Genomic DNA, 18,953 nt, shown 5'->3' on the forward strand with positions numbered 1-18,953 from the left:
GTACTAGGACGCGTTTGTCGGCGACCCGTTTCCTGACCCGCCCCATCAGGGCGGCATGGTCGATCCGATCGAAACACGCCTCGATGTCCGCCTCCAGCACCCAGTGATAGCCCTGGACACTGGGGCCCTTCCCCATGTACCGGGCTTTCCCCGGCTCGGAGTACTACGACCCCTCCGCCCCATCCACGCCCCAACAGCCGACGATGAGCCTGCCCATCGACCACTCGCTGGATGCGAGCCGCGATGGGCGAGACGGGATGGTTCCTACGTTCACCGACATCCATTCGGAACAGGAGGCGGCCGGCTTTGTCCCAGCAGTCTCGTCACGGCTACACCGCAGAAATTCACCGTGACCTCCCCGGCGGGTAGTGCAACCGTCGGGGGAGTTCTCCGACCCGTGATGAGGGGTCGGATGCGCACTGCAATCCAGCCCATATCCACCGAATTTGAGCTGGCTCCAACCTTGAGGGACGTTATGACACCGGTTCCTCTCGTCCACCTCTGTTCCACGCTCACCGGACCCGTGCCATTCGGCAGTGCTGGCACGTCCCGACTTTGTCAGGGCTGCTTCCCGCCCTCCCCAGCATCTCCTGGGTCGGGCTGCCCTCAGCTACAGCGATCATGCTGCGACACAATCACTTTGGAGTCATTTCACCTCCAAGGGATAATTCGGCGCCTCGTAGCGCACGCAGTTCGGTTGGAAGGGGTAGCAGGAGTGGGGGCTGGGGATCGGCGGCGGGTTCGCGGGTGTGCTGAACGTCGAGAGGGAAGGCTGGGGGCGGGTGCCGGAGCTGTCGGTGGTGTGCGAACCCAGGAGGATGATCAGGACGAGCGCGCCGCCGCCGAGGACCATGGGCAGCGCGAGGACCGCCAGGATCAGATAGCCGAGGCGCGGGCGGACGGGGCGGCGCGCCGGTGGCTGTGGGGGACGGTGGGGCGGAGGTTGATTCATCGCTGGGAGACCGCGGTGTCGATGAGGTCGGTGGTTCCCGAGAGTGCCATGCTGCCAACCTACCCAGACCGGAACGCCCCTGCGCGTCATTGCCGGCTCGGGTGAGCCGCTTTTCGGCATTCTGGGGATATGGGTATGCGCGTTGAGATGATCAGTGAGGCCGCGGCGTTCCGGGAGCGGGCCGGGGTATTTCTGGGCCGGGATCCGCTGCGACACACGGTGATTGCCACGGTTGTGGAGCGTGCGGTCGGGGGCGGGGGGAACGGTGCGGGGCGGTGGCGTTTTGCGTCGGTGCTCACCGGGGCAGGCGCGGTGGGTGGGGGGGATGTATGCGGGGCGTGGGGTGTATCTCGGGGAGGTGCCGGGCGAGGCGATCGCCGGATTGGCCGACGCGTTTGCGGCGGCTGTGCCCGATGCCGGTGCGGTCGAGGGAGCGCCGGCTGATGCACACGCGTTCGCGGAACGGTGGAGTACGGAGCGGGGCGAACCGGTCGTCGGGGAGTTCTCGTCTCGGCTGTTCAGGCTCGGCGAGCTGGTTGTTCCCGCGGTGGCCGGATTCGCCAGGGTGGCAACGGAATCGGATGTAGCGCTGTGTGCGGAGTGGATCGCGGCGTTCGGGGCGGAAGCCGGCGGGTCCGGGATGGAGGAGGAGGTGGTGCGGGCTCGGGTCGGGGAGGGGTGGTTGTGGTTGTGGGAGGACGGTGGGGAGACGGTGTCGCTGGCCGGGCTGCATCCGCGTAGTTTCGGGTGGCGGCGGATCGGGCCGGTGTACACGCCACCGGCGGCGCGGGGCCACGGTTATGCCAGTGTGCTTACCGCGCATCTGTCTCAGCGGGGGCTTGCCGACAGCGATGGCGTGTGTCTGTTCACCGATCTCGCCAATCCGACTTCCAACAAGATCTACCGTGCCATCGGCTACGAACCTGTGCGGGATTTCGTCCGGTACGAATTCGACAGGCGGGAGGCGTGAAAACGGCAGACACCGGCGGCACCGGGTCCTCGGCTTCCAGCCCCGAGCCGAGCATGCGACAGCAGGGCCGGTCGCAGCTCGGCCGGGGCCCGAAACTCGTCGCGCCGCCGCGAATCAGTGCCGGGGGCAGCGGGCACGCGGGCGGCACACCACCCAGCCGTTGCCGTCGGCGCGGGGGACGCGTTTGAAAGTGGGTGGTGTGGTGTCGTGTTCGTGCGGTGCCTGTGGCGGGTTCGGGGGCCGGACGCCGGGGTCGGCGGTGGCGGCGGGGGAGCCGAATATCAGTGCGGCTCCCAGGAATCCGGTGGCCACGGCGGTGCTGAAGCGGGTATGTCGGGACACGGTTCTGCTCCTGGGGTCAGTGTGCGGGAGTGAGGGCTCGGTGCTCGACGATCACGGCCGGATCGTCGCCGGTGTCACCGAGGTGGGGCCGGAGGTCGCGGAAGAAGCGATCCGGATCGATGACCGATTCGGGCGGATGCACGCCCGGGCGGCGAGCCGTCCCGTCGGCGAGCTGAGCCAGGCCCAGCGCCAGCGGGATTCCGGTCGCGCGGCTCATGTCATCGATGAACAGGGGCAATCCCGGCGCGTCCGCCAGCTGGGCCAGCACCACCCGAGCCCGGCCATCCTTGCTGCCGCGGACCGCGGCGAAGAAGGGCGGCAGCGTGCCGGGCCCCGGAAACCGCCCGGCCCCGACCAGTGAGCGGATGCCGCGTCGCAGACCGGGTTTCACCAGTTCCAGTGCGGCCGACTCGTTGCGGAGCTTCCCGCTGTCGATATCACGGCGCAGCACGTCGAGAAACGCCACCGTGCCCGGCGTGACGATCATGAGGTTGGCCGCCTCACCCGAGGGGAGCAGGGTGCGTTGCAGCGTGACCGGTTCGGGGTGGCCGACGGTGTAGCCGGTGCCGCGGCGATCGCCGGGCAGCGCCAGGGCCACCGGCCGCAGTGGTGCCTCATGGGCGATCCGGCCGTGGCGCACCACGGCGATGGTGCTGCTGATCTGCTCCATCCAGTGCACCAGCGCGGCGGGCGGCTGCCCTCCGGTCCCGGTGAGCTCCAAGGACTCCGAATGCCCCGCCGGGACATCGACCGGCCACGCCGTGTAGAGGTTCTCGACGCTGTCGAGCTCGCGGGCGGCGGTGACCGCGAGCAGATTGCTGACCCCGGGACTCGCGCCCATGCCGACGACGGCGCAGACGCCCGCTTTCCGTGCGGCGGAATCGAGTTCGAGCATCCGCAGTGTCGGTTCCCAGTCGTCGCACAGGTCGAGGTAGTGCGTGCCGGTGTCGATCGCGGCGCGCAGCACGGTGAGCCCGAAGCGGTAGTAGGGGCCGACGGTATTGAGCACGACATCGGCGTCCCGCATCGAATCACGCAGGGCCGAGGCGTCATCGACGTCCACCCGCCGAGCCGAGACCGCGGGATCCGTGGCGGACAGCTCGGCGGCCAGCCGTTGCGCCGCGTCGAGATCGCGGTCGGCCACCACGATCTCGTCGATCCCCGGTAGTCGCGCCGCGGTACGGACGGCCACGGCGCCCATCGCGCCCGGGCCGCCCAAGGCGAGCACCTTCATCTCAACTCCTATCAAACCGAAAACGATCGTACTTGTTATGATAGATACCATGGATCCCATGGGACGTCACCGTGTGCTCGAGGCGACATCGGCACAGGTGCTGGCGCTCGTCACCGTTCCCTTCGTGCACCCGGGAGTGCCGCGAACGCCGGACTGGACCCAGCTGCTCGGCCTGGGGTTCCTGCTGGGTTCGTGCCTGCTCACCCTCCATACCTGGCGGTTGCTGGTGACGTACGGTGCGCGAGCGCGCGCGGATTTCCCGAGGCAATCGGCGGACGAGCGCCGCCTGCGTCGCAGCGCGCTGTGCTATCCGCTCGTGACGGCCGTGCTGATTCCGATTCCGCCGACCTGGCAGTGGCTGTGGTTCGCCCTGACGCTCGCCTCGGGCGTGCTCGGCGCGATCTCGCTGTGGCGCTGCACGGGCGTGTCGTACCCGCGCATAGTTAACGAACTGTTGGCTGCCGCAACAGCATCCGGTCCTCACCCGGTCACCGTCCCCCGCAAGGGTGAGGCAGCTTTCGAAGTCACGCGGGAAATGAGGTTTCGATGAGGACTGGCTCGGGTGTGCGCGCCGGATTGGTCGCCGCGGTCGCGGGGGATGGTGCTGGCGCTGACCAGCGGGGTCGGCGCGGCCGCGCCCGGCGGGATCGCGGGGGCGTGCCTGCCGGTGCAGACGCTGTCGGCGGGAACGAATTACGGCTGTGCCGCGGCGGGCGAACTGCTCGACGTGCGCATCGGGGATGTGCTGGCCACCCAGCCCTCGCTCGGCTATGACGAGGTGTTCTACAAGCTGGGCCGCTACACCCTCGGCAAGGACGAGATCAACAAGAAGTTCGACGACTGGTGCGAGGCCAACGGCCAGGTCGCGGCCGCCACCGTGAAACCCGGTGCGAGCCTGAGCGATGCCTCCTCGTTCACCTGCAAGGTCGCGATCGGCCAGGAGACCGCCGAGAGCACCGCGGCGATGAAGACCGTCGTCATCGGCCCCGGCGGCAAGCCCTACCTGACCGACGGCCACCACACCCTGACCTCGTTCCAGGAGATCCCCGGCGACGGCGGCGCGAACCTGCATGTGCGGCTGAAGGTCCTCGACAACCTCAGCACCCTCGACGAGACCGCGTTCTGGGACACCATGAAGGCCAAGGGCTGGGTGTGGCTGCAGGACGTGGACGGCAAGGCGATCACCGTCGACCAGCTGCCGAAGTCGCTGGGCCTGGCCGGGTTCGCCGACGACAACTACCGCAGCATGATGTACTTCACCCGCGAAATCGGCTACAAGGTCGGCGACCTGCCGTTCCAGGAGTTCTACTGGGGCGACTGGATGCGTGAGAACAAGGTCGGCGCGGGCTGGAACCGCTCGGACTTCGCCGCCTACCTCGCCGCGGTGCGGACCGTCTCCAAGGCGCAGGTGGCGCTCGGCCCCGACGCGGTCGTGTCCGGCGGCAAGACCGCGGGCGAACTCGGTGTCCTGGCCGCCTGGAACGACGGAAAGGCCGAGGACAAGGGCGAATTCACCAAGCTGGCGCTGCCCTACTCCGACGCCAAGCCGGGCAAGGTCGCCTACGCCGTGGAATACCGCCTCCGCAACGGACGCTGATACCGCACCACGCACGAAGGCCGCCGCAGGACAGCTCCTGCGGCGGCCTTCGGCGTTCCGGCCGACGAATTGTTGGGGAATGCCCGATTGTTGTACGGATCGTCGGGGGGATTCGAGCGTGGTGAGATAGGAGAGTAGGGCTGGGCCGACGTCGTCCCGACACGGTGCTCGGTGGCCGGGGCTCGGGGAGTCTGCCGGATCCCCGAGCCCGCAGTGTCGCTCGAAACGAGTGTCCCGGCAGACGAGCCCGTGTCCCGCGAAACGAGTGAGGGAGCACAGTGACCCAGGAGAAGCTGCAATTCATCGGGGGCGAGCGGCGGGCGGGCACGGGCGAGCCGCTGTCGGTCATCGAACCGGCGACCGGGGCCGAGATCGTGGCGGGCGCGGGGGCCTCCGCGGCGGATGCGGCCGAGGCCGTCGCGGCGGCGCGGGCGGCGTTCCCGGGCTGGGCCGCCACCACGCCGGGGGAGCGCTCGGCGGTCATGCACACCTGGGCCCGGCTGCTCGGCGAACGCGCCGAGGAGTTCGCGGCGCTCGAGAGTCGCAATGCGGGCAAGCCGATTCGGCTGGCGAGCGAGTTCGATGTGCCGGGCACCATCGACAACACGGCGTTCTTCGCGGGGGCCGCGCGCCAGCTGGAAGGCAAGGCGTCGGCGGAGTATTCGGCCGACCACACCTCGAGCATCCGCCGGGAACCGCTCGGGGTGATCGGCTCCATCTCACCGTGGAACTACCCGCTGCAGATGGCGGCGTGGAAAATCCTGCCCGCGGTCGCGGCGGGAAACACGGTGGTGCTCAAGCCCTCCGAGCTGACGCCGCTGAGTTCGCTGCTGTTCGCGGAGGTCGCGACCGAGGCGGGAGTTCCGGCGGGTGTCATCAATGTGCTCACCGGTGCCGGGCCGGTCGCGGGCGAGGCGCTGGTCGCGCACCCCGACGTCGCGATGGTTTCCTTCACCGGGTCCACGCGGGTCGGCCGGGCGGTGGCCGCCGCCGCGGCGGGCGCGGTCAAGCGGGTGCATCTCGAGCTCGGCGGCAAGGCCCCGTTCGTGGTGTTCGACGACGCCGATCTCGAGGCCGCCGCGCGCGGTGCGGTGGCGGGGGCGCTGATCAATGTGGGGCAGGACTGCACCGCCGCGACCCGGGCCTACGTGCAGCGTCCGCTGTGCGACGAATTCGTCGCGCGGGTGGCCGAACTCATGGATCGCGTCGTCATCGGCCCGGTCGAGGATCCCGACACCGACCTGGGCTCGCTGATCACGCGGGCGCATCGCGACAAGGTGATCGGCATGGTCGAGCGGGCGGGCGCGAAGATCGTGCGCGGCGGCCGGATTCCCGAGGGCACCCCGGCGGGCGGCGCGTACTTCGAACCGACGCTGATCATCGGCGCGGCACAGGATTCGGAGATCGTGCAGCATGAGATCTTCGGACCGGTGCTGGTGGCGCTGCCCTTCGACACCGACGACGAGGCCATCGCGCTGGCCAATGACACCGCCTACGGGCTGGCCGCCTCGGCGTGGTCGCGCGATGTGTTCCGGACCCAGCGGGCCGGCCGGGAAATCCAGGCCGGGTGCGTGTGGATCAACGACCACATTCCGATCATCAGCGAAATGCCGCACGGCGGGTACAAGTCCTCCGGATTCGGAAAGGACATGTCCGCCTACGCATTCGAGGAGTACACCAATATCAAGCACGTCATGTCCGATATCACCGCCGCCGCGCACAAACCCTGGCACGACGTGATCTTCCGCGCGCAATAGCGCCGCCGTACCACCTGCCGTCCCCGAAGCGGGCGGGCGCACTAAACGCGTCCGCCCGCTTCGCCATGCCCGCGGCGATCCGCCGAGCCGGAGTCAACCCCAGTCTCATTCAACGAAATCCGTTGCGTAACGCAGAATTTTCAATGGAATCATTCGAAATGTAGCCGGTTGTGCCACTATTCATCACACATCGCAGTGGAACTGCGCTGCTGCCTCAGTCTGGTGAAGGTGAGACCCCCATGTACGACTCCTCCGATTCCCTGCCACCCGCGGTGCGCGGCGTGCTCGCGTCCCGGCCCACCCGCCGCGGCCTGCTGCGCGGCGGCGCAATGCTGGCGCTGGGCGGCGCGCTCGCGGCGTGCGGCACCAAGGGGTCATCCAAGAACGGCGAATCGGCGTGCGCCGTCCCCACCGATCAGTCGGCGAGTGAGAAGACGCTCGGCTTCTCCAACTGGCCCGGCTATCTGGACGAGGCCCCCGGCAATGCCGAAATCCACCCCACCATGGCGGAATTCACCAAACAGACCGGAATCAAGGTCGACTACGTCGCCGACATCAATGACAACAACGAATTCTGGGGCAAGATCAGCGCCCAGCTGGCGGCCTGCAAGAACATCGACCGCGACATCATCGTGCTGTCGGACTCGACCGCGGTTCGCGTTGTGCGCCAGGGCTATACGCAGAAACTCGACGTGTCGAAGATGCCGAATTTCGTGAAGAACCTGCACCCCATGCTGCGCGGGGCCGATATCGACCCGGCCAACGACCACCTGGTGCCGTGGCAGTCCGGGCTGGTCGGCATCGGCGTGAATACCAATGTGACCGGCGAGGTCCGCAGCATCGACGAACTGCTCACCCGGCCCGACCTCAAGGGCAAGGTCACCTGCCTGACCGAGATGCCCGACACCATGGGCCTGATGCTGCACGCGGTGGGCAAGAGCGCCGCCAAGTTCGGCGACGACGACTTCGACGCCGCGCTGGGCAAGTTGCAGAAGGCCGTGCAGTCCGGGCACGTGCGCAAGTTCACCGGCAACGAGTACGTCCAGGATCTGGCCAAGGGCGACATCGCCGCCTGTATGGCCTGGTCGGGTGACGTCATCCAGCTGGCCGCGCAGGACCCGAAGATCAAGTTCGTGATGCCGGCCGAGGGCGCGATGCTCTACTCGGACAATGCCATGATCCCGGTGACCTCCCCGCACGCCGCCAATGCCATGGCGCTGCTGGACTTCTACTACAACCCGGCGGTCGCGGCCCGGCTGGCGGCGTTCGTGAACTACGTGTGCCCGGTGGCGGGCGCGCAGGAGGAGATGGCCAAGTTCAATCCGGAACTGGCGCAGAATCCGCTCATCTTCCCCTCGGTCGAGGAGCAGAAGAAGATGCAGATCTTCATGTCGCTGAGCGAGGCCAAGGACAAGGACTACCAGGCCAAGTTCCAGGCGCTGACGGGGGCGTGATGAGCACCCGGGACCTCCGCCTCGAGGGCGTGACCAAGAGCTTCGGCGATTTCACCGCGGTCCGCGAGCTGAGCCTGACCATTCCCGACGGGTCGTTCTTCGCGGTGCTCGGCGCGTCGGGCTGCGGCAAGACCACCACGCTGCGCATGATCGCCGGGCTCGACGAGCCGACCAGCGGGCGAATCATGCTGGGCGACAGCGATATCACGCATCTGCGGCCGTATCGGCGGCCGATCAACACCGTGTTCCAGAGCTATGCGCTGTTCCCGCATCTGAGCGTGGCGGAGAACGTCGCCTACGGCCTGCGGCGCAAGGGGATCGGCAAGACGGCCGCCCGCCAGCAGAGCGAGCAGATGCTGAAACTGGTGCAGCTGGACGGATTCGGCACCCGCAAACCCGCCCAGCTGTCCGGCGGGCAGCAGCAGCGGGTCGCGCTGGCCCGCGCGCTGGTGAACCATCCCGAGGTGCTGCTGCTCGACGAGCCTTTGGGCGCACTGGATCTGAAGCTGCGCCGGCAGATGCAGCTCGAGCTCAAGCGGTTGCAGACCGAGGTGGGCATCACCTTCGTGCACATCACCCATGACCAGGAGGAGGCCATGAGCATGGCCGACACCGTGGCCGTCATGAACGGGGGCGAGCTGGAGCAATTCGGCGCTCCGCGCGAGATCTACAACTTCCCGGCCACGGCGTTCGTGGCCAACTTCCTGGGGCAGTCCAATCTCGTCGAGGGCAGTGTGACCGGCGGCGGTGACACCGTGACCGTGGAGGCGCACGGGCATCGGCTGGCGATTCCGGCGGAACGGTGCCGGGTCACCAGCGGGGATGCGGTGCTCGGCATCCGTCCCGAAAAGCTCGGGCTCGCAATGGATCCGGATGACGTTCCGGCCGGCCGATCCGGGCTCAACGGTGTCGTCACCGACAGCATCTTCCTCGGCGTCTCGATCCAGTATCTGGTGCAGACGTCCTGGGGGCAGGAGCTGTGCGCGCACGTGCCGAATGTGGGCGCGCCGATCCAGCCGGGTGCGCAGGTGCTGGCGCACTGGGATCCCGAGCACGCGTTTCTCCTGGAACGGGCGTGATATGGCGGTGGTGACGACGGCCGTGGCGCCGCTGACCGAACCGGGCCGGAAGTCCGGTCGCACACCGTATCTGCTGCTCGCGCCGGGCGTGCTGTGCCTGCTGGTGCTCTTCGCGATTCCGGTGGTGCAGCTGGCGGCGGCGGCCATGTACGACCGCGGCGGATCCATCGAGAGCGGGTACACGCAGACGCTGTCGCTGGACAACTTCGGCTACGCCTGGCAGCTGTATCACCCGCAGATCATTCGCTCGCTGGTGTATTCGCTGATCTGCACCGCGCTGTGCGTGCTGCTGGGGTATCCGCTCGCCTACGCCATCGCAATGAAGGGCGGGCGGTGGAAGAACCTCATGCTGGTGGCGGTGATCGCGCCGTTCTTCACCAGCTTCCTGGTGCGCACCTTCGCGTGGAAGGCGATCCTGGCCGACAGCGGTGAATTGGTGCGGCTGCTCGAGGCGATTCACCTGCTCGGCGCGGACGGGCGGCTGCTGGCGACACCGGTCGCGGTGATCGCCGGGCTGGTGTACAACTTCCTGCCGTTCATGGTGCTGCCGCTGTTCACCAGCCTGGACAAACTCGATCCGCGGCTGCTGGAGGCGTCCGCGGATCTGGCGCACGGGCCGGTGCAGACGTTCCGGCGGGTGACCCTGCCGCTGACGCTGCCCGGCATCGTGGCGGGCACGCTGCTGACCTTCGTGCCCGCGACCGGTGACTACGTGAACGCGCAGCTGCTCGGCAACACCAATACGACCATGATCGGCAACGTCATTCAGTCGCGGCTGCTGGTGGTCAAGGATCTGCCGGTCGGGTCGGCGCTGTCGGTGATGCTGATGGTCGCGATCCTGGTGCTGGTGCTGCTGTATCTGCGCCGGACCGATACCGATGAGGTGGTGTGAGGTGAAACGAGTGCTGAGTGCCCTGCGCCGCAACTGGGTCCTGTTGCTGGGCTTGCTGATTCGGGCCTACATGCTCGCGCCCATCGCGGTGGTGCTGCTGCTGTCGTTCAACCAGCCCGGCAGCCGCAACACCACCTATGTGCTGGATCTGCGCGAATTCCACTTCACCTGGCACAACTGGACCGACATGTTCGCCCCGGCCGGGCTGCGCGACGCGCTGATCATGAGCCTGGTCATCGGGGCGCTCGCCGCGATCGTGTCCACGGCGCTGGGCACCGGGATGGCGTTCGCGCTGGCCCGCTACCGGTTCCGCGGGCGCTCGGCGGTGCAGGGTCTGCTGTTCCTGCCCATGGCCACGCCCGAGATCGTGATGGGCTCCTCGCTGCTGACGCTGTTCCTGGGATTCGGTATCCCCCTGGGGTTCTGGGCGATTCTCATAGCGCACGTCATGTTCTGTCTGTCGTTCGTCGTGGTGACCGTCAAAGCGCGCCTGGCCGGGCTCGACCCGCGGCTCCAGGAGGCGGCGATGGACCTCTACGCCACCCCGTTCCAGGCGTTCCGATCGGTGGTGCTGCCGCTGGTGTGGCCGGGGATCATCGCCGCCGCGCTGCTCGCATTCTCGTTGTCCTTCGACGATTTCGTGGTCACCAACTTCACGGCGGGGACCTCCGAGACCTTCCCGATGTACATCTGGGGCATCAACCTGAGAGGGATTCCGCCGCAGGTGAACGCGGTCGCCAGTGCCACCTTCCTGATCTCGCTGGTGGTCGTCATGGCCGGGCGGCTGCGCCGGCGTGCCGCGGTGTGAGCGCACGCCAGCGCCACACGATGATCGCCGCGGCCACGGCGGCGGCGATCGGGACATCGATGCGAAGGCGGTCGGGGAACCCCGCTGCGCGGCAGAGCAATTGAGCGAGCAGTTCCCCGAGCGCGGCCGCGGCGAGACCGAAGCCCGCCGCGAGCGCGGGTGGCGGCAGCCGCCGTAGCCGGGGCCACCGGTCGGCTCGCGATCGGAGCCAGCTGCCCAGCAGGAGGGCGACGATGGCGGACGTGCCGCCGATCGAGGTGAGCGCGGCCCACACCAATTCGGTGCGCCCGGTGAGCAATCCGCCCAGCCCGGCGCTCACCGCGGGGGCCAGGTAGGCGACGAGGACTTCCCGCCACAGCACGAATCGCTGTGGGGTGATCGTTGTGCTCATATGATTAGGTGCCTAACTATATGGTCATGGCGATACGCCGTGCTGCGGGTATCACCGTCTGTCCATTGTCACTGTGAATCTAATATGGCACCTAACTACCGTGCCCGTCAAAGCGGGCGGCTACTCGCCGGGGTCGAAGAGGTAGCGGTCCGGGGGGATGGCGGACGGGGCCGAAGTGTCGTAGAGGAGAGCTATTTCGTCGTGGGCGTGCAGGACGATGGCGGCGGGGTCGCCGGGTTGCCGGATGCCGTTGACGTAGGCGCGCAGTGTTGCGCCGTCGCCGGTGTGGAGGTTGCCGAGGCGGTCCGCGGAGAGGGGGACCGACCATTCGGTGAGGAACTCGCCCAGGGTGAATTCGCCCTGGGCAGGGGCCTCGACGTGCAGGACGCCGGTGTCGTCGTGGGTATGCAGGGGGCTCATGGTGTCGGCGCGCAGGTCGACGCCGACGTCGGCGGGAACGGCCACCGGGCGGCCGTTGACGAGGACGTCGAGGTGGGCGTGGATATGCAGGCCCATGTCGTCGCCGGTGAGCATGGGCAGGCCGGAGGCGCGGACCGCGGCGGCCGGGTGCGCGGGGGCGGGCCAGAGGGTGCGACCGGGTGCGGGCGGGTGGTGGGTGCGGGCGGCGGCGGTCGCACCGGCGAGGATCGATGCCGCGGCCGCCGCCGCGATCACGAGCGCGGTGGGGGATCGGAAATCTGGTCTGGATGTCATGGGCCATCGCTTCCCGGGCGGGTTCCATCGGACTCACGAATGCGGCACCGGAACGGTTCGTGATCGAAAGACATTGCCGTTCAGTCGATTACGGAACCAACCGGGAGGTTATGACAGAAGAGTGACGATGCGGGCAGCGTAGAACCACGATGCGCCGAATCCCGTTTCCATGAGCGGAGAGGAGGTGGAATCAGCATGAGTATCGAACAGATGGCACAGTCGCTGCTGACGGCAGCCGACGACGCGACGCTTCGTTCCTGGACGGAGGTCGAGGATGCGACGTTCATCGCGTACGCCAGCGCGTATGTCGATGACACGCAACTGGTCTGCAAGGGCTGCCACGGCGGCTGATGACGTGACCGAGTGAACGGGTGGGAGCGCCCCGCAAGCCGGCGCTCCCACCCGGGAGGATCACCATGAATGAAGCCCGGTTGCCATTACTGCTGCGCGCCAGCCCATTCCGCGTGCGGGCACGGCGATCGTCGCTGGACTTCCAGTTCCGCGTGGGGCACCCGAGTGCCCGCGAGCCGGACGGATCCGCGCCCTGCGTCACGGTCCTGAGCCGGGCCGCCGACCGGGAGCTGGACCGGCTGTCGCTGTCGCTGGCGGCGAAGGGAATACCCATGGTCCGGATGGACAGCGATCGTTGCGCGGGCATCGACTGCCGGTGGGATCTCGAAACCGGGACCTTGCACTGGGATTCGCGGGCCTTCCACCCGATCGTGTTCTGGCGGAGATACTTCGCGATGGAGGCGGTGGCGCTGCCGGTGGGCGAACTGGCGCACTACGGCCGGGAACAGTGGGCGGCCTGGGCAATGATGCTGTGCGGCAGCCGGACCCATCGAATCAATGCCGCCGCCGAGCCGGGACGGCCCGACCGGCTCGCCCAGCTGGACGCCGCGCGCCGGGCGGGCCTGCGCACGCCCGCCACGGCGGTGGGCACCCGGACGGCCGACGCGGCCGCGCTGATTCCGGGCCGCGCGGACCTGATCGTCAAGAGCCTCGGCGCGCACGCCGTCGAACCCGAGCCCGGACGGTTGCGCGGGATCTTCCCGCGCCGGGTGACCCGCGCCGAACTGTCCGCCGAGTGCGCCGTGGAGCCGGCGCCGGTGATCGTGCAGGAATTCCTCACCGCCGCCGCCGAATTGCGCATCTACCTGGTGGGGCAGCGGCTGATCGGTTACCGGGTCACCCGGCCGAGCCCGGAGGCGATCTGGACCGAACCGGAGTCGATCCGGGTGCGGCGCTGGGCGGTGCCGCCGCCGCTGGCCACCGCGCTCTCGGCGCTGGGTGACGAATTCCGGCTCGACATAGCGGCTTTCGACCTGCTCGACACCGCCGACGGCCCGGTGTTCCTGGAAGTCAATCCCGAATGCGACTGGATGTGGGCCGAGCACGGCGCGGGCGCGCCCGAGGTCTCGGCCGCGGTGCACGATCTCGTCGCCGAGCGCTTCGCGAAACAGCAAGGGCGGGAACGTGTCTAGAATCCGGGTCGCGGCATGCGGGGTGCTGTTCTTCGACGACGCCAAACTGGTCTGGGACGACTACGTGCACCACCGCCAGTTCGCCCTCACCCCCGACAGCGAGGAGGTGCTGCGCTGGTTCGCGCACTGGCGTGAACTCGACAGCGCCGACCAGCTGGGGGAGCGGCATCGGGCCATCGCGGTTCGCCTGCTGGAGAACGGCATTCTCATCGGCGAGCACTCCGCCGAGGACACCGCCGAGCGGCACCTGCTGGCCGAATGGCAGGCGTGGGGACCGGCGGCCCGCTACCACCACTTCGCCGCCCGCACCCCCGCCGACACCCGATACGCGGCCGTGTGGGAGGACGAAGCGTACTTCGAAGCCAAGGCCGAGCACGTCCCCGCGCCGGAACCGGCCAAATCCTATCCGGACCGACCGCGTATCCCGTTGGCGCGCAACGTGCCCGACGATGACGGCTGGCCCCGGCCCCGGCTGGTGGACGCACTCGCCGCGCGCCGTTCGGTCCGCCAGTTCACCGACGGCGAGATCCCCCTGGACACAGCGGGTTTCATCGCTCGTATGGGCGGCGGAACGACGCTGGTCGAGGAGCATCCCCGGCTCGGTCCGGTCCTGTTCAAGGCCAGCCCGTCGGCGGGGGCCCGGAACCCCTTGGTGATGGCGGCAAGCGCGGCGGCACTCGCCGCCGCGCTGCTCATTCCCGGGCGGCCTATTCCCGCCGTTCTCGGCTATGCCGGTGTGCTGTTCGTGCGGCCGGTCTGGGAAGTGCTGCTCACCGTCGGGTGGTTGCGGCTGACCGGCGACGAGCTGCGCGGACGGGTCACCGCCACCACGGGACTCGCGACCGCCCTCGCCGCCGTCACCGCACCCGCCACCGTCGGCGTCCTGCTGGCCGCCCTGGCGTCGCCGGCGATCGCGATCCTGCTGGTCGCGCTCATGATTGCCGGTGCCGCAACGGCATTGCGGGCCGGCGAGCCGGTGCCGTCAACCGAGCAGGCGGATCAGCCAGGCGGCGGTGATCACCGTGGTCACCCCGCCCAGGCGGGTGGAGATCTGAGCGAAGGGCATGAGGTTCACGCGGTTGGCGGCGGAGAGGATGGCCACGTCGCCGGTGCCGCCGAGGCCGCTGTGGCAGACGGTGACCAGGGCCGCGTCGATGGGGTACATGGCGATGGCTCGGCCGACCAGGAAGCCGGTGCCGACCATGGCCAGAACGACTGCGGTGCAGGCGATCACGTAGCCGGGGGACAGGGCTCGGACCACATTGTTCAGGGGTAGGTAGACCATGCCCAGGCCGATCATGGTGGGGTAGATGAAGTGCCTGGAGATGATGGCGTAGACCGCGCCGGCGTCGGCTTCGACTGTGCGCGGGAAGATGCCGGTCAGTTTGCACAGCACCGACAGGATGATGACCAGCACCGGCGCGGGCAGGTGGATCAGCTTCTCCAGCAGGGGGGCGAAGACGAACAGGCCGGTGATGGTGAGCCCGCCGAGCCCGCCGATCATGTTCTCGGGTATCGCGCGGAAGCGGCCCGCGACCAGCACCAGGGCGGCCAGCACGACCGGGACCAGCAGCGGGGCACCGTCGAGCACCGGCATCGGGTACGTGCGCCGGGCCTTGTCCGTGGAACTCATGGCGGCTCACCGGATTTCCAGCGCGGTCCGGATGGCCTTGCCCAGCGACTCGGTGGTGCCGGTACCGCCCATATCGGGCGTCAACTCCTCCGGTCCCTCGGCGAGCACCGATTCGATGGCCGCCAGCACCGCCGCGGCCGCTGCGGGCTCGCCCAGGTGGTCCAGCATCATGGCCGCACTCCAGATCTGGCCGATGGGATTGGCGATGCCGCGGTCCGCGATATCGGGGGCCGAGCCGTGCGCCGGCTCGAAGAGACTGGGAAATCGGCGCTCCGGGTTGATGTTCCCGCTCGGCGCGATACCGATCGTCCCGGTGCACGCCGGGCCCAGATCGCTGAGGATATCGCCGAACAGATTGCTGGCCACCACCGCGTCGAACCAGTCCGGATGCAGCACGAAATTCGCCGCCAGAATATCGATATGGTATTTGTCGACGTCCACGTCCGGGAAGTTCGCGGCCATGGCCGCGACCCGCTCGTCCCTGATCCAGCGCACCACACGACGGTTCACCCTCACCCCGGTGATCTGGCCGACCACAACTGCATCGTGCTGCGCGAGAACGAAAGCGACTACGCCCTATGGCGATTCGTCGATCCGGACGGCAGCGAATTCGCGACCCGGGTAGCGGGCGACCTGGTCAGTAATGACGGCGACGTCATCACCCGCTGGTGCCTCGAGAGCCGCGGGTTGACCATGCGGTCGCTGTGGCAGGTCGCGCCCTTGCTGGCCGACGGCACCCTGACCCAGGTCATGCCCGACCTCTCGACGCCCGCCGCCGATATCTGCGCCGCCTACGCGGCGGGTCCGGCCCTGCCGCGCCGCACCCGGGCGCTGCTCGAGCATCTTCGAGCGGGGCTGCGGTCGCGCATCAGCGGGGAGTGATCAGCGGCGGTCACCACCGTCATGGTGAGTGTCGTCGTGGTGGTTGTCGAAGTCACCCTCGTTGTTGTGATCGTCCGGGAAGTTGGTGCAGGCCGGATTGTTCACGTCGGGGTAGGGGCAGTCCGGGGCATTGGTGCCGGGGTCGTACGGGTCGGCGGCAGCCACTCCGGCGGTGCAGAGCGTCACGGCGAAACCGGCCGCGACCAGGGCGGTGAGGGGGCGTTCGAACCACACGGATATCTCCTCTTGTCGAGTCGATCCGATCGGTCGATACCCATCCCAAGATAACCCCGGGTTTGCGGCAGAACGGAGTCGGGCCGCCGAACGATCTCGGCGGCCCGACGCGGACTGATCCCGGATCAGTAGGTGTAGAAGCCCCGCCCGGTCTTGCGGCCCAGGTAACCGCCATCGACCATGCGGCGCAGCAGCACCGGCGGCGCGTACTGCGGCTCGCCGAACTCGGCGTAGAGCGACTCGGCGACCGCCAGGGTGACGTCCAGGCCGACGGTGTCGGTCAGGCGCAGCGGGCCCATCGGGTGCGCGCAGCCGCTGACCATGCCCTCGTCGATGTCCTCGGCGCTGGCGAAACCGGTCTCGAACATGCGGATCGCATTGCACAGGTAGGGGATCAGCAGGGCGTTCACGATGAAGCCCGCCTGATCCTTCGACTCGATGGTGCGCTTGCCCAGCACGTCGCGGGCGTAGGCGGTGACCTTGTCGACGACCTTGCGGTCGGTCTTGAGGGTGACCACGATCTCGACCAGCGGCAGCACCGGCACCGGGTTGAAGAAGTGGATGCCGACCACGCGGCTCGGGTCGGCGGTGGCATTGGCCAGCCGGATGACCGGGATCGAGGAGGTGTTGGTGGCCAGAATGGTGTCGGGGGACACGATGGCGTCGAGCTTGGTGAAGAAGTCGGCCTTGAGCGACTCGATCTCCGGGGCCGCCTCGATGACCAGCTCGCGGTCGGCGAAATCCTCGATCGAGGTGGTCAGGGTGATGCGGGCGCGGGCGGCGTCGGCGTCGGCCTGCTCGACACGGCCGGACTTCACCGCGCGGGCCAGGGACTTCTCGATGCGCGCGACGGCGGCGTCGGCGGCCTCGGTATCGCGCTCGAGAACCAGGACCGACCCGCCCGCGCGGGCAGCCACCTCGGCAATACCGGCACCCATGGTGCCGCCGCCGATCACGCCGATGCGTTCCACTTCGATTTCTCCCTTGCTCTCCAGCCGTTTTGTCCGGTCGGGCACATTACCGGGCTGCCGCGTCCGGCTTTAGCGCAGCACCCGGTCCTCGTTAAGCGGCCGCGCCTACGTTCGGCGAAAAGCGCGGACGAGGTGGGGTGGAACGGGTGGCGGAAACCGATGTGCTCGAGGCGGATGAGACGGACGCCACAGTCGATACGGCCGGTGATCCGGTCCCGGCCGCACCGCCGACCGCCGCGGCGGGGGAGTGGCGATCGCCGACCCGGCTCGGATTCCGTTTCGGCGTTTGCTATTTCGGCCTGTTCGGGCTGGTCGGCGTGCTCGGGCTGGTGCCGATCCTGTTGGCGGGGCTGGGCATCGAGTCGGGCTGGGCCTGGGTGCACGGCGGATTGGGGCTCCTGCGCCCGCCGATCGCGTGGACGGCGACCCAGGTGCTGGGGCTGCGGGTGACCAGCACGCAGGTGGGGAGCGACAGCGCGTTCCAGTGGACGGCGCTGTTCCTGCTGGCGGTGATCGCGCTGCTGGGCACCGCGGGGTGGTCGGTGCTGGACCGGCGGCGGCGCGGCTACACCCGGCTCTTCGCCTGGACGCAGCTCTACTGGCGGTTCGTGCTCGCCATCTCGATGTTCTATTTCGGTATGGCCAAGGCGATTCCGACGCAGATGCCGTTCGTGCTGAACCGATTGGTCGAGCCCTACGGCAATTTCAGCCCCGAGGGTGTGCTGTGGTCGCAGGTCAGCGTGTCACCCGCCTACGAGATCGCCTTGGGCGCGGCGGAATTGCTGGCCGGGGTGCTGCTGGTGATACCGCGCGCCGCCACGGCCGGGGCGCTGCTGTGCGCGGTGGACATGGCGCAGGTGCTGCTGCTCAATATGACCTACGACATCCGCCTGAAAACGGTGTCGTCCCAGTTCCTGCTGCTGAGCCTGGTCCTGCTCGCCCCGCAGGCGCGTCGGCTGGCCGCGGTGCTGTTCTCCGACCGCGCCGCACCCGCGCTGCGGCGGATCCCGCTGTTCGCCTCCGCCCGCGCCAACCGGATCGCGCTGATCGCCCAACTGGCGGTGGGGCTGATCCTGCTGGCCGTGACCGGTGCGCAGAACTGGCGGCAGTGGGATCACCCCACCCCCGAGCTGTACGGCATCTACGAGATCGACCACTTCTCCTCGGAGGGCTATGCCCGCGATCCCCTGCTCACCGACGGATTGCGGTGGCGGCGAGTCGTTGTCGACCGCCCCTTCCACGTTTCGGATCCGGTGGCGCTCACCATCCAGCACATGGACGACTCCTTCGAAATCTACGGCGGCACCATCGATCCCGCGCGCCACATCATCGACCTGCATCACCGGATCGCCCTGGGCACCTACGCCGAAACCCCGGTCCGGGTGCGCCTGACCTACTGGTGGCCGGGTCCGGGCCTGCTGGTCATCGACGCCGACGACTATGCCGGGCACCGCATCCACGCCTACTTCAAGCAGCTCGACCCGAAGTCGTTCCCGCTGCTGGAACGCGGCTTCAGCTGGGTGCAGGAGCAGCCCTACAACCGCTAGTACTGCAACGGT

General features: G+C 68.4%; 20 protein-coding genes and 2 pseudogenes. 12 read left to right on the top strand and 10 right to left on the bottom strand.

Annotated features, from left to right (window positions below):
• Positions 1–115 (bottom strand): annotated as a pseudogene (locus tag NS2_RS36975) (reverse transcriptase domain-containing protein); the annotation flags it as partial.
• Positions 116–646: 531 nt separating this feature from the next.
• Complete coding sequence (locus NS2_RS30215) at positions 647–952, bottom strand: hypothetical protein (RefSeq protein ID WP_033090740.1); 306 nt, start codon at positions 950–952, stop codon at positions 647–649.
• A 343-nt stretch (positions 953–1,295) separates the two neighbouring features.
• Here NS2_RS30215 and NS2_RS30220 point away from each other — a divergent pair, with 343 nt between their 5' ends.
• Complete coding sequence (locus tag NS2_RS30220) at positions 1,296–1,922, top strand: GNAT family N-acetyltransferase (protein WP_158544073.1); 627 nt, start codon at positions 1,296–1,298, stop codon at positions 1,920–1,922.
• 114 nt (positions 1,923–2,036) lie between these two features.
• On the opposite strand, the gene NS2_RS30225 is transcribed toward NS2_RS30220, so the two are convergent.
• A complete protein-coding gene (locus tag NS2_RS30225; RefSeq protein WP_106852470.1) occupies positions 2,037–2,264 on the bottom strand; it encodes a hypothetical protein in 228 nt (75 codons plus the stop codon).
• Between the two features lie 16 nt (positions 2,265–2,280).
• Positions 2,281–3,498: a saccharopine dehydrogenase family protein gene (locus NS2_RS30230; protein WP_147207374.1), complete on the bottom strand. Its 1,218-nt coding sequence runs from the start codon at positions 3,496–3,498 to the stop codon at positions 2,281–2,283.
• Positions 3,499–3,556: 58 nt separating this feature from the next.
• Between NS2_RS30230 and NS2_RS30235 the strand changes: the two genes are divergently transcribed.
• The 7 genes from NS2_RS30235 to NS2_RS30265 all read left to right on the top strand — a co-directional run bounded on the left by NS2_RS30235 (position 3,557) and on the right by NS2_RS30265 (position 11,085).
• Positions 3,557–4,048, top strand: a complete 492-nt coding sequence (locus tag NS2_RS30235) for a hypothetical protein (protein ID WP_143837599.1) — start codon at positions 3,557–3,559, stop codon at positions 4,046–4,048.
• Positions 4,049–4,096: 48 nt separating this feature from the next.
• On the top strand, positions 4,097–5,095 hold the full coding sequence (locus NS2_RS30240) for a ParB/Srx family N-terminal domain-containing protein (protein WP_033090750.1): 999 nt from the start codon (positions 4,097–4,099) through the stop codon (positions 5,093–5,095).
• A 278-nt stretch (positions 5,096–5,373) separates the two neighbouring features.
• Positions 5,374–6,852 (top strand): gamma-aminobutyraldehyde dehydrogenase, encoded by a 1,479-nt coding sequence (locus tag NS2_RS30245; RefSeq protein ID WP_147207375.1) that lies wholly within the window; start codon positions 5,374–5,376, stop codon positions 6,850–6,852.
• Between the two features lie 239 nt (positions 6,853–7,091).
• Positions 7,092–8,306 carry an ABC transporter substrate-binding protein gene (locus tag NS2_RS30250; protein WP_045439659.1) on the top strand — a complete coding sequence of 405 codons (1,215 nt, stop codon included), beginning with the start codon at positions 7,092–7,094 and terminating at the stop codon, positions 8,304–8,306.
• Positions 8,306–9,385 carry an ABC transporter ATP-binding protein gene (locus NS2_RS30255; protein WP_045439661.1) on the top strand — a complete coding sequence of 360 codons (1,080 nt, stop codon included), beginning with the start codon at positions 8,306–8,308 and terminating at the stop codon, positions 9,383–9,385. Before NS2_RS30250 ends, NS2_RS30255 begins: the two co-directional genes overlap by 1 nt.
• A gap of 10 nt (positions 9,386–9,395) precedes the next feature.
• On the top strand, positions 9,396–10,277 hold the full coding sequence (locus NS2_RS30260; RefSeq protein ID WP_235264019.1) for an ABC transporter permease: 882 nt from the start codon (positions 9,396–9,398) through the stop codon (positions 10,275–10,277).
• Position 10,278: 1 nt separating this feature from the next.
• Positions 10,279–11,085: an ABC transporter permease gene (locus NS2_RS30265; RefSeq protein ID WP_220703212.1), complete on the top strand. Its 807-nt coding sequence runs from the start codon at positions 10,279–10,281 to the stop codon at positions 11,083–11,085.
• Here NS2_RS30265 and NS2_RS30270 read toward each other — a convergent pair.
• Entirely contained in the window at positions 11,048–11,476 is a 429-nt protein-coding gene (locus NS2_RS30270; protein WP_045439663.1) for a hypothetical protein, read from the bottom strand. The genes NS2_RS30265 and NS2_RS30270 overlap by 38 nt on opposite strands.
• A gap of 120 nt (positions 11,477–11,596) precedes the next feature.
• Positions 11,597–12,190 (bottom strand): hypothetical protein, encoded by a 594-nt coding sequence (locus NS2_RS30275; RefSeq protein ID WP_081986292.1) that lies wholly within the window; start codon positions 12,188–12,190, stop codon positions 11,597–11,599.
• Between the two features lie 195 nt (positions 12,191–12,385).
• Here NS2_RS30275 and NS2_RS36420 point away from each other — a divergent pair, with 195 nt between their 5' ends.
• Both NS2_RS36420 and NS2_RS30280 read left to right on the top strand, forming a co-directional pair.
• On the top strand, positions 12,386–12,541 hold the full coding sequence (locus tag NS2_RS36420; RefSeq protein ID WP_162836618.1) for a hypothetical protein: 156 nt from the start codon (positions 12,386–12,388) through the stop codon (positions 12,539–12,541).
• A 65-nt stretch (positions 12,542–12,606) separates the two neighbouring features.
• Positions 12,607–13,674: an ATP-grasp domain-containing protein gene (locus NS2_RS30280; RefSeq protein WP_033090746.1), complete on the top strand. Its 1,068-nt coding sequence runs from the start codon at positions 12,607–12,609 to the stop codon at positions 13,672–13,674.
• Positions 13,675–14,656: 982 nt separating this feature from the next.
• Here the strand turns inward: NS2_RS30280 and NS2_RS30285 are convergent.
• Both NS2_RS30285 and NS2_RS30290 read right to left on the bottom strand, forming a co-directional pair.
• A complete protein-coding gene (locus NS2_RS30285) occupies positions 14,657–15,307 on the bottom strand; it encodes a 2-hydroxycarboxylate transporter family protein (protein WP_081986293.1) in 651 nt (216 codons plus the stop codon).
• A 6-nt stretch (positions 15,308–15,313) separates the two neighbouring features.
• Positions 15,314–15,787: pseudogene (locus NS2_RS30290) on the bottom strand (isocitrate/isopropylmalate family dehydrogenase); the annotation flags it as partial.
• Here NS2_RS30290 and NS2_RS30295 point away from each other — a divergent pair.
• Positions 15,728–16,189, top strand: a complete 462-nt coding sequence (locus NS2_RS30295; RefSeq protein WP_081986294.1) for a LysR substrate-binding domain-containing protein — start codon at positions 15,728–15,730, stop codon at positions 16,187–16,189. The pseudogene NS2_RS30290 and the gene NS2_RS30295 sit on opposite strands and share 60 nt — an antisense overlap.
• On the opposite strand, the gene NS2_RS30300 is transcribed toward NS2_RS30295, so the two are convergent.
• Entirely contained in the window at positions 16,190–16,423 is a 234-nt protein-coding gene (locus NS2_RS30300) for a hypothetical protein (protein ID WP_033090747.1), read from the bottom strand.
• A 125-nt stretch (positions 16,424–16,548) separates the two neighbouring features.
• Complete coding sequence (locus NS2_RS30305) at positions 16,549–17,394, bottom strand: 3-hydroxybutyryl-CoA dehydrogenase (protein ID WP_033090748.1); 846 nt, start codon at positions 17,392–17,394, stop codon at positions 16,549–16,551.
• A 146-nt stretch (positions 17,395–17,540) separates the two neighbouring features.
• Between NS2_RS30305 and NS2_RS30310 the strand changes: the two genes are divergently transcribed.
• Complete coding sequence (locus NS2_RS30310) at positions 17,541–18,941, top strand: DoxX family protein (RefSeq protein ID WP_370737327.1); 1,401 nt, start codon at positions 17,541–17,543, stop codon at positions 18,939–18,941.
• Positions 18,942–18,953: the final 12 nt, after the last annotated feature.

Source organism: Nocardia seriolae NBRC 15557 (assembly GCF_007990715.1).
Lineage (GTDB): Bacteria > Actinomycetota > Actinomycetes > Mycobacteriales > Mycobacteriaceae > Nocardia > Nocardia seriolae.

Bases quoted from the DNA above. Each gene is read 5' to 3' on its own strand.
- NS2_RS30215 (WP_033090740.1), bottom strand. From the start codon at position 952: ATGAATCAACCTCCGCCCCACCGTCCCCCACAGCCACCGGCGCGCCGC.
- NS2_RS30230 (WP_147207374.1), bottom strand. From the start codon at position 3,498: ATGAAGGTGCTCGCCTTGGGCGGCCCGGGCGCGATGGGCGCCGTGGCC.
- NS2_RS30235 (WP_143837599.1), top strand. From the start codon at position 3,557: ATGGGACGTCACCGTGTGCTCGAGGCGACATCGGCACAGGTGCTGGCG.
- NS2_RS30240 (WP_033090750.1), top strand. From the start codon at position 4,097: ATGGTGCTGGCGCTGACCAGCGGGGTCGGCGCGGCCGCGCCCGGCGGG.
- NS2_RS30250 (WP_045439659.1), top strand. From the start codon at position 7,092: ATGTACGACTCCTCCGATTCCCTGCCACCCGCGGTGCGCGGCGTGCTC.
- NS2_RS30255 (WP_045439661.1), top strand. From the start codon at position 8,306: ATGAGCACCCGGGACCTCCGCCTCGAGGGCGTGACCAAGAGCTTCGGC.
- NS2_RS30270 (WP_045439663.1), bottom strand. From the start codon at position 11,476: ATGAGCACAACGATCACCCCACAGCGATTCGTGCTGTGGCGGGAAGTC.
- NS2_RS30275 (WP_081986292.1), bottom strand. From the start codon at position 12,190: ATGACATCCAGACCAGATTTCCGATCCCCCACCGCGCTCGTGATCGCG.
- NS2_RS36420 (WP_162836618.1), top strand. From the start codon at position 12,386: ATGAGTATCGAACAGATGGCACAGTCGCTGCTGACGGCAGCCGACGAC.
- NS2_RS30280 (WP_033090746.1), top strand. From the start codon at position 12,607: ATGAATGAAGCCCGGTTGCCATTACTGCTGCGCGCCAGCCCATTCCGC.
- NS2_RS30285 (WP_081986293.1), bottom strand. From the start codon at position 15,307: ATGAGTTCCACGGACAAGGCCCGGCGCACGTACCCGATGCCGGTGCTC.
- NS2_RS30295 (WP_081986294.1), top strand. From the start codon at position 15,728: ATGGTATTTGTCGACGTCCACGTCCGGGAAGTTCGCGGCCATGGCCGC.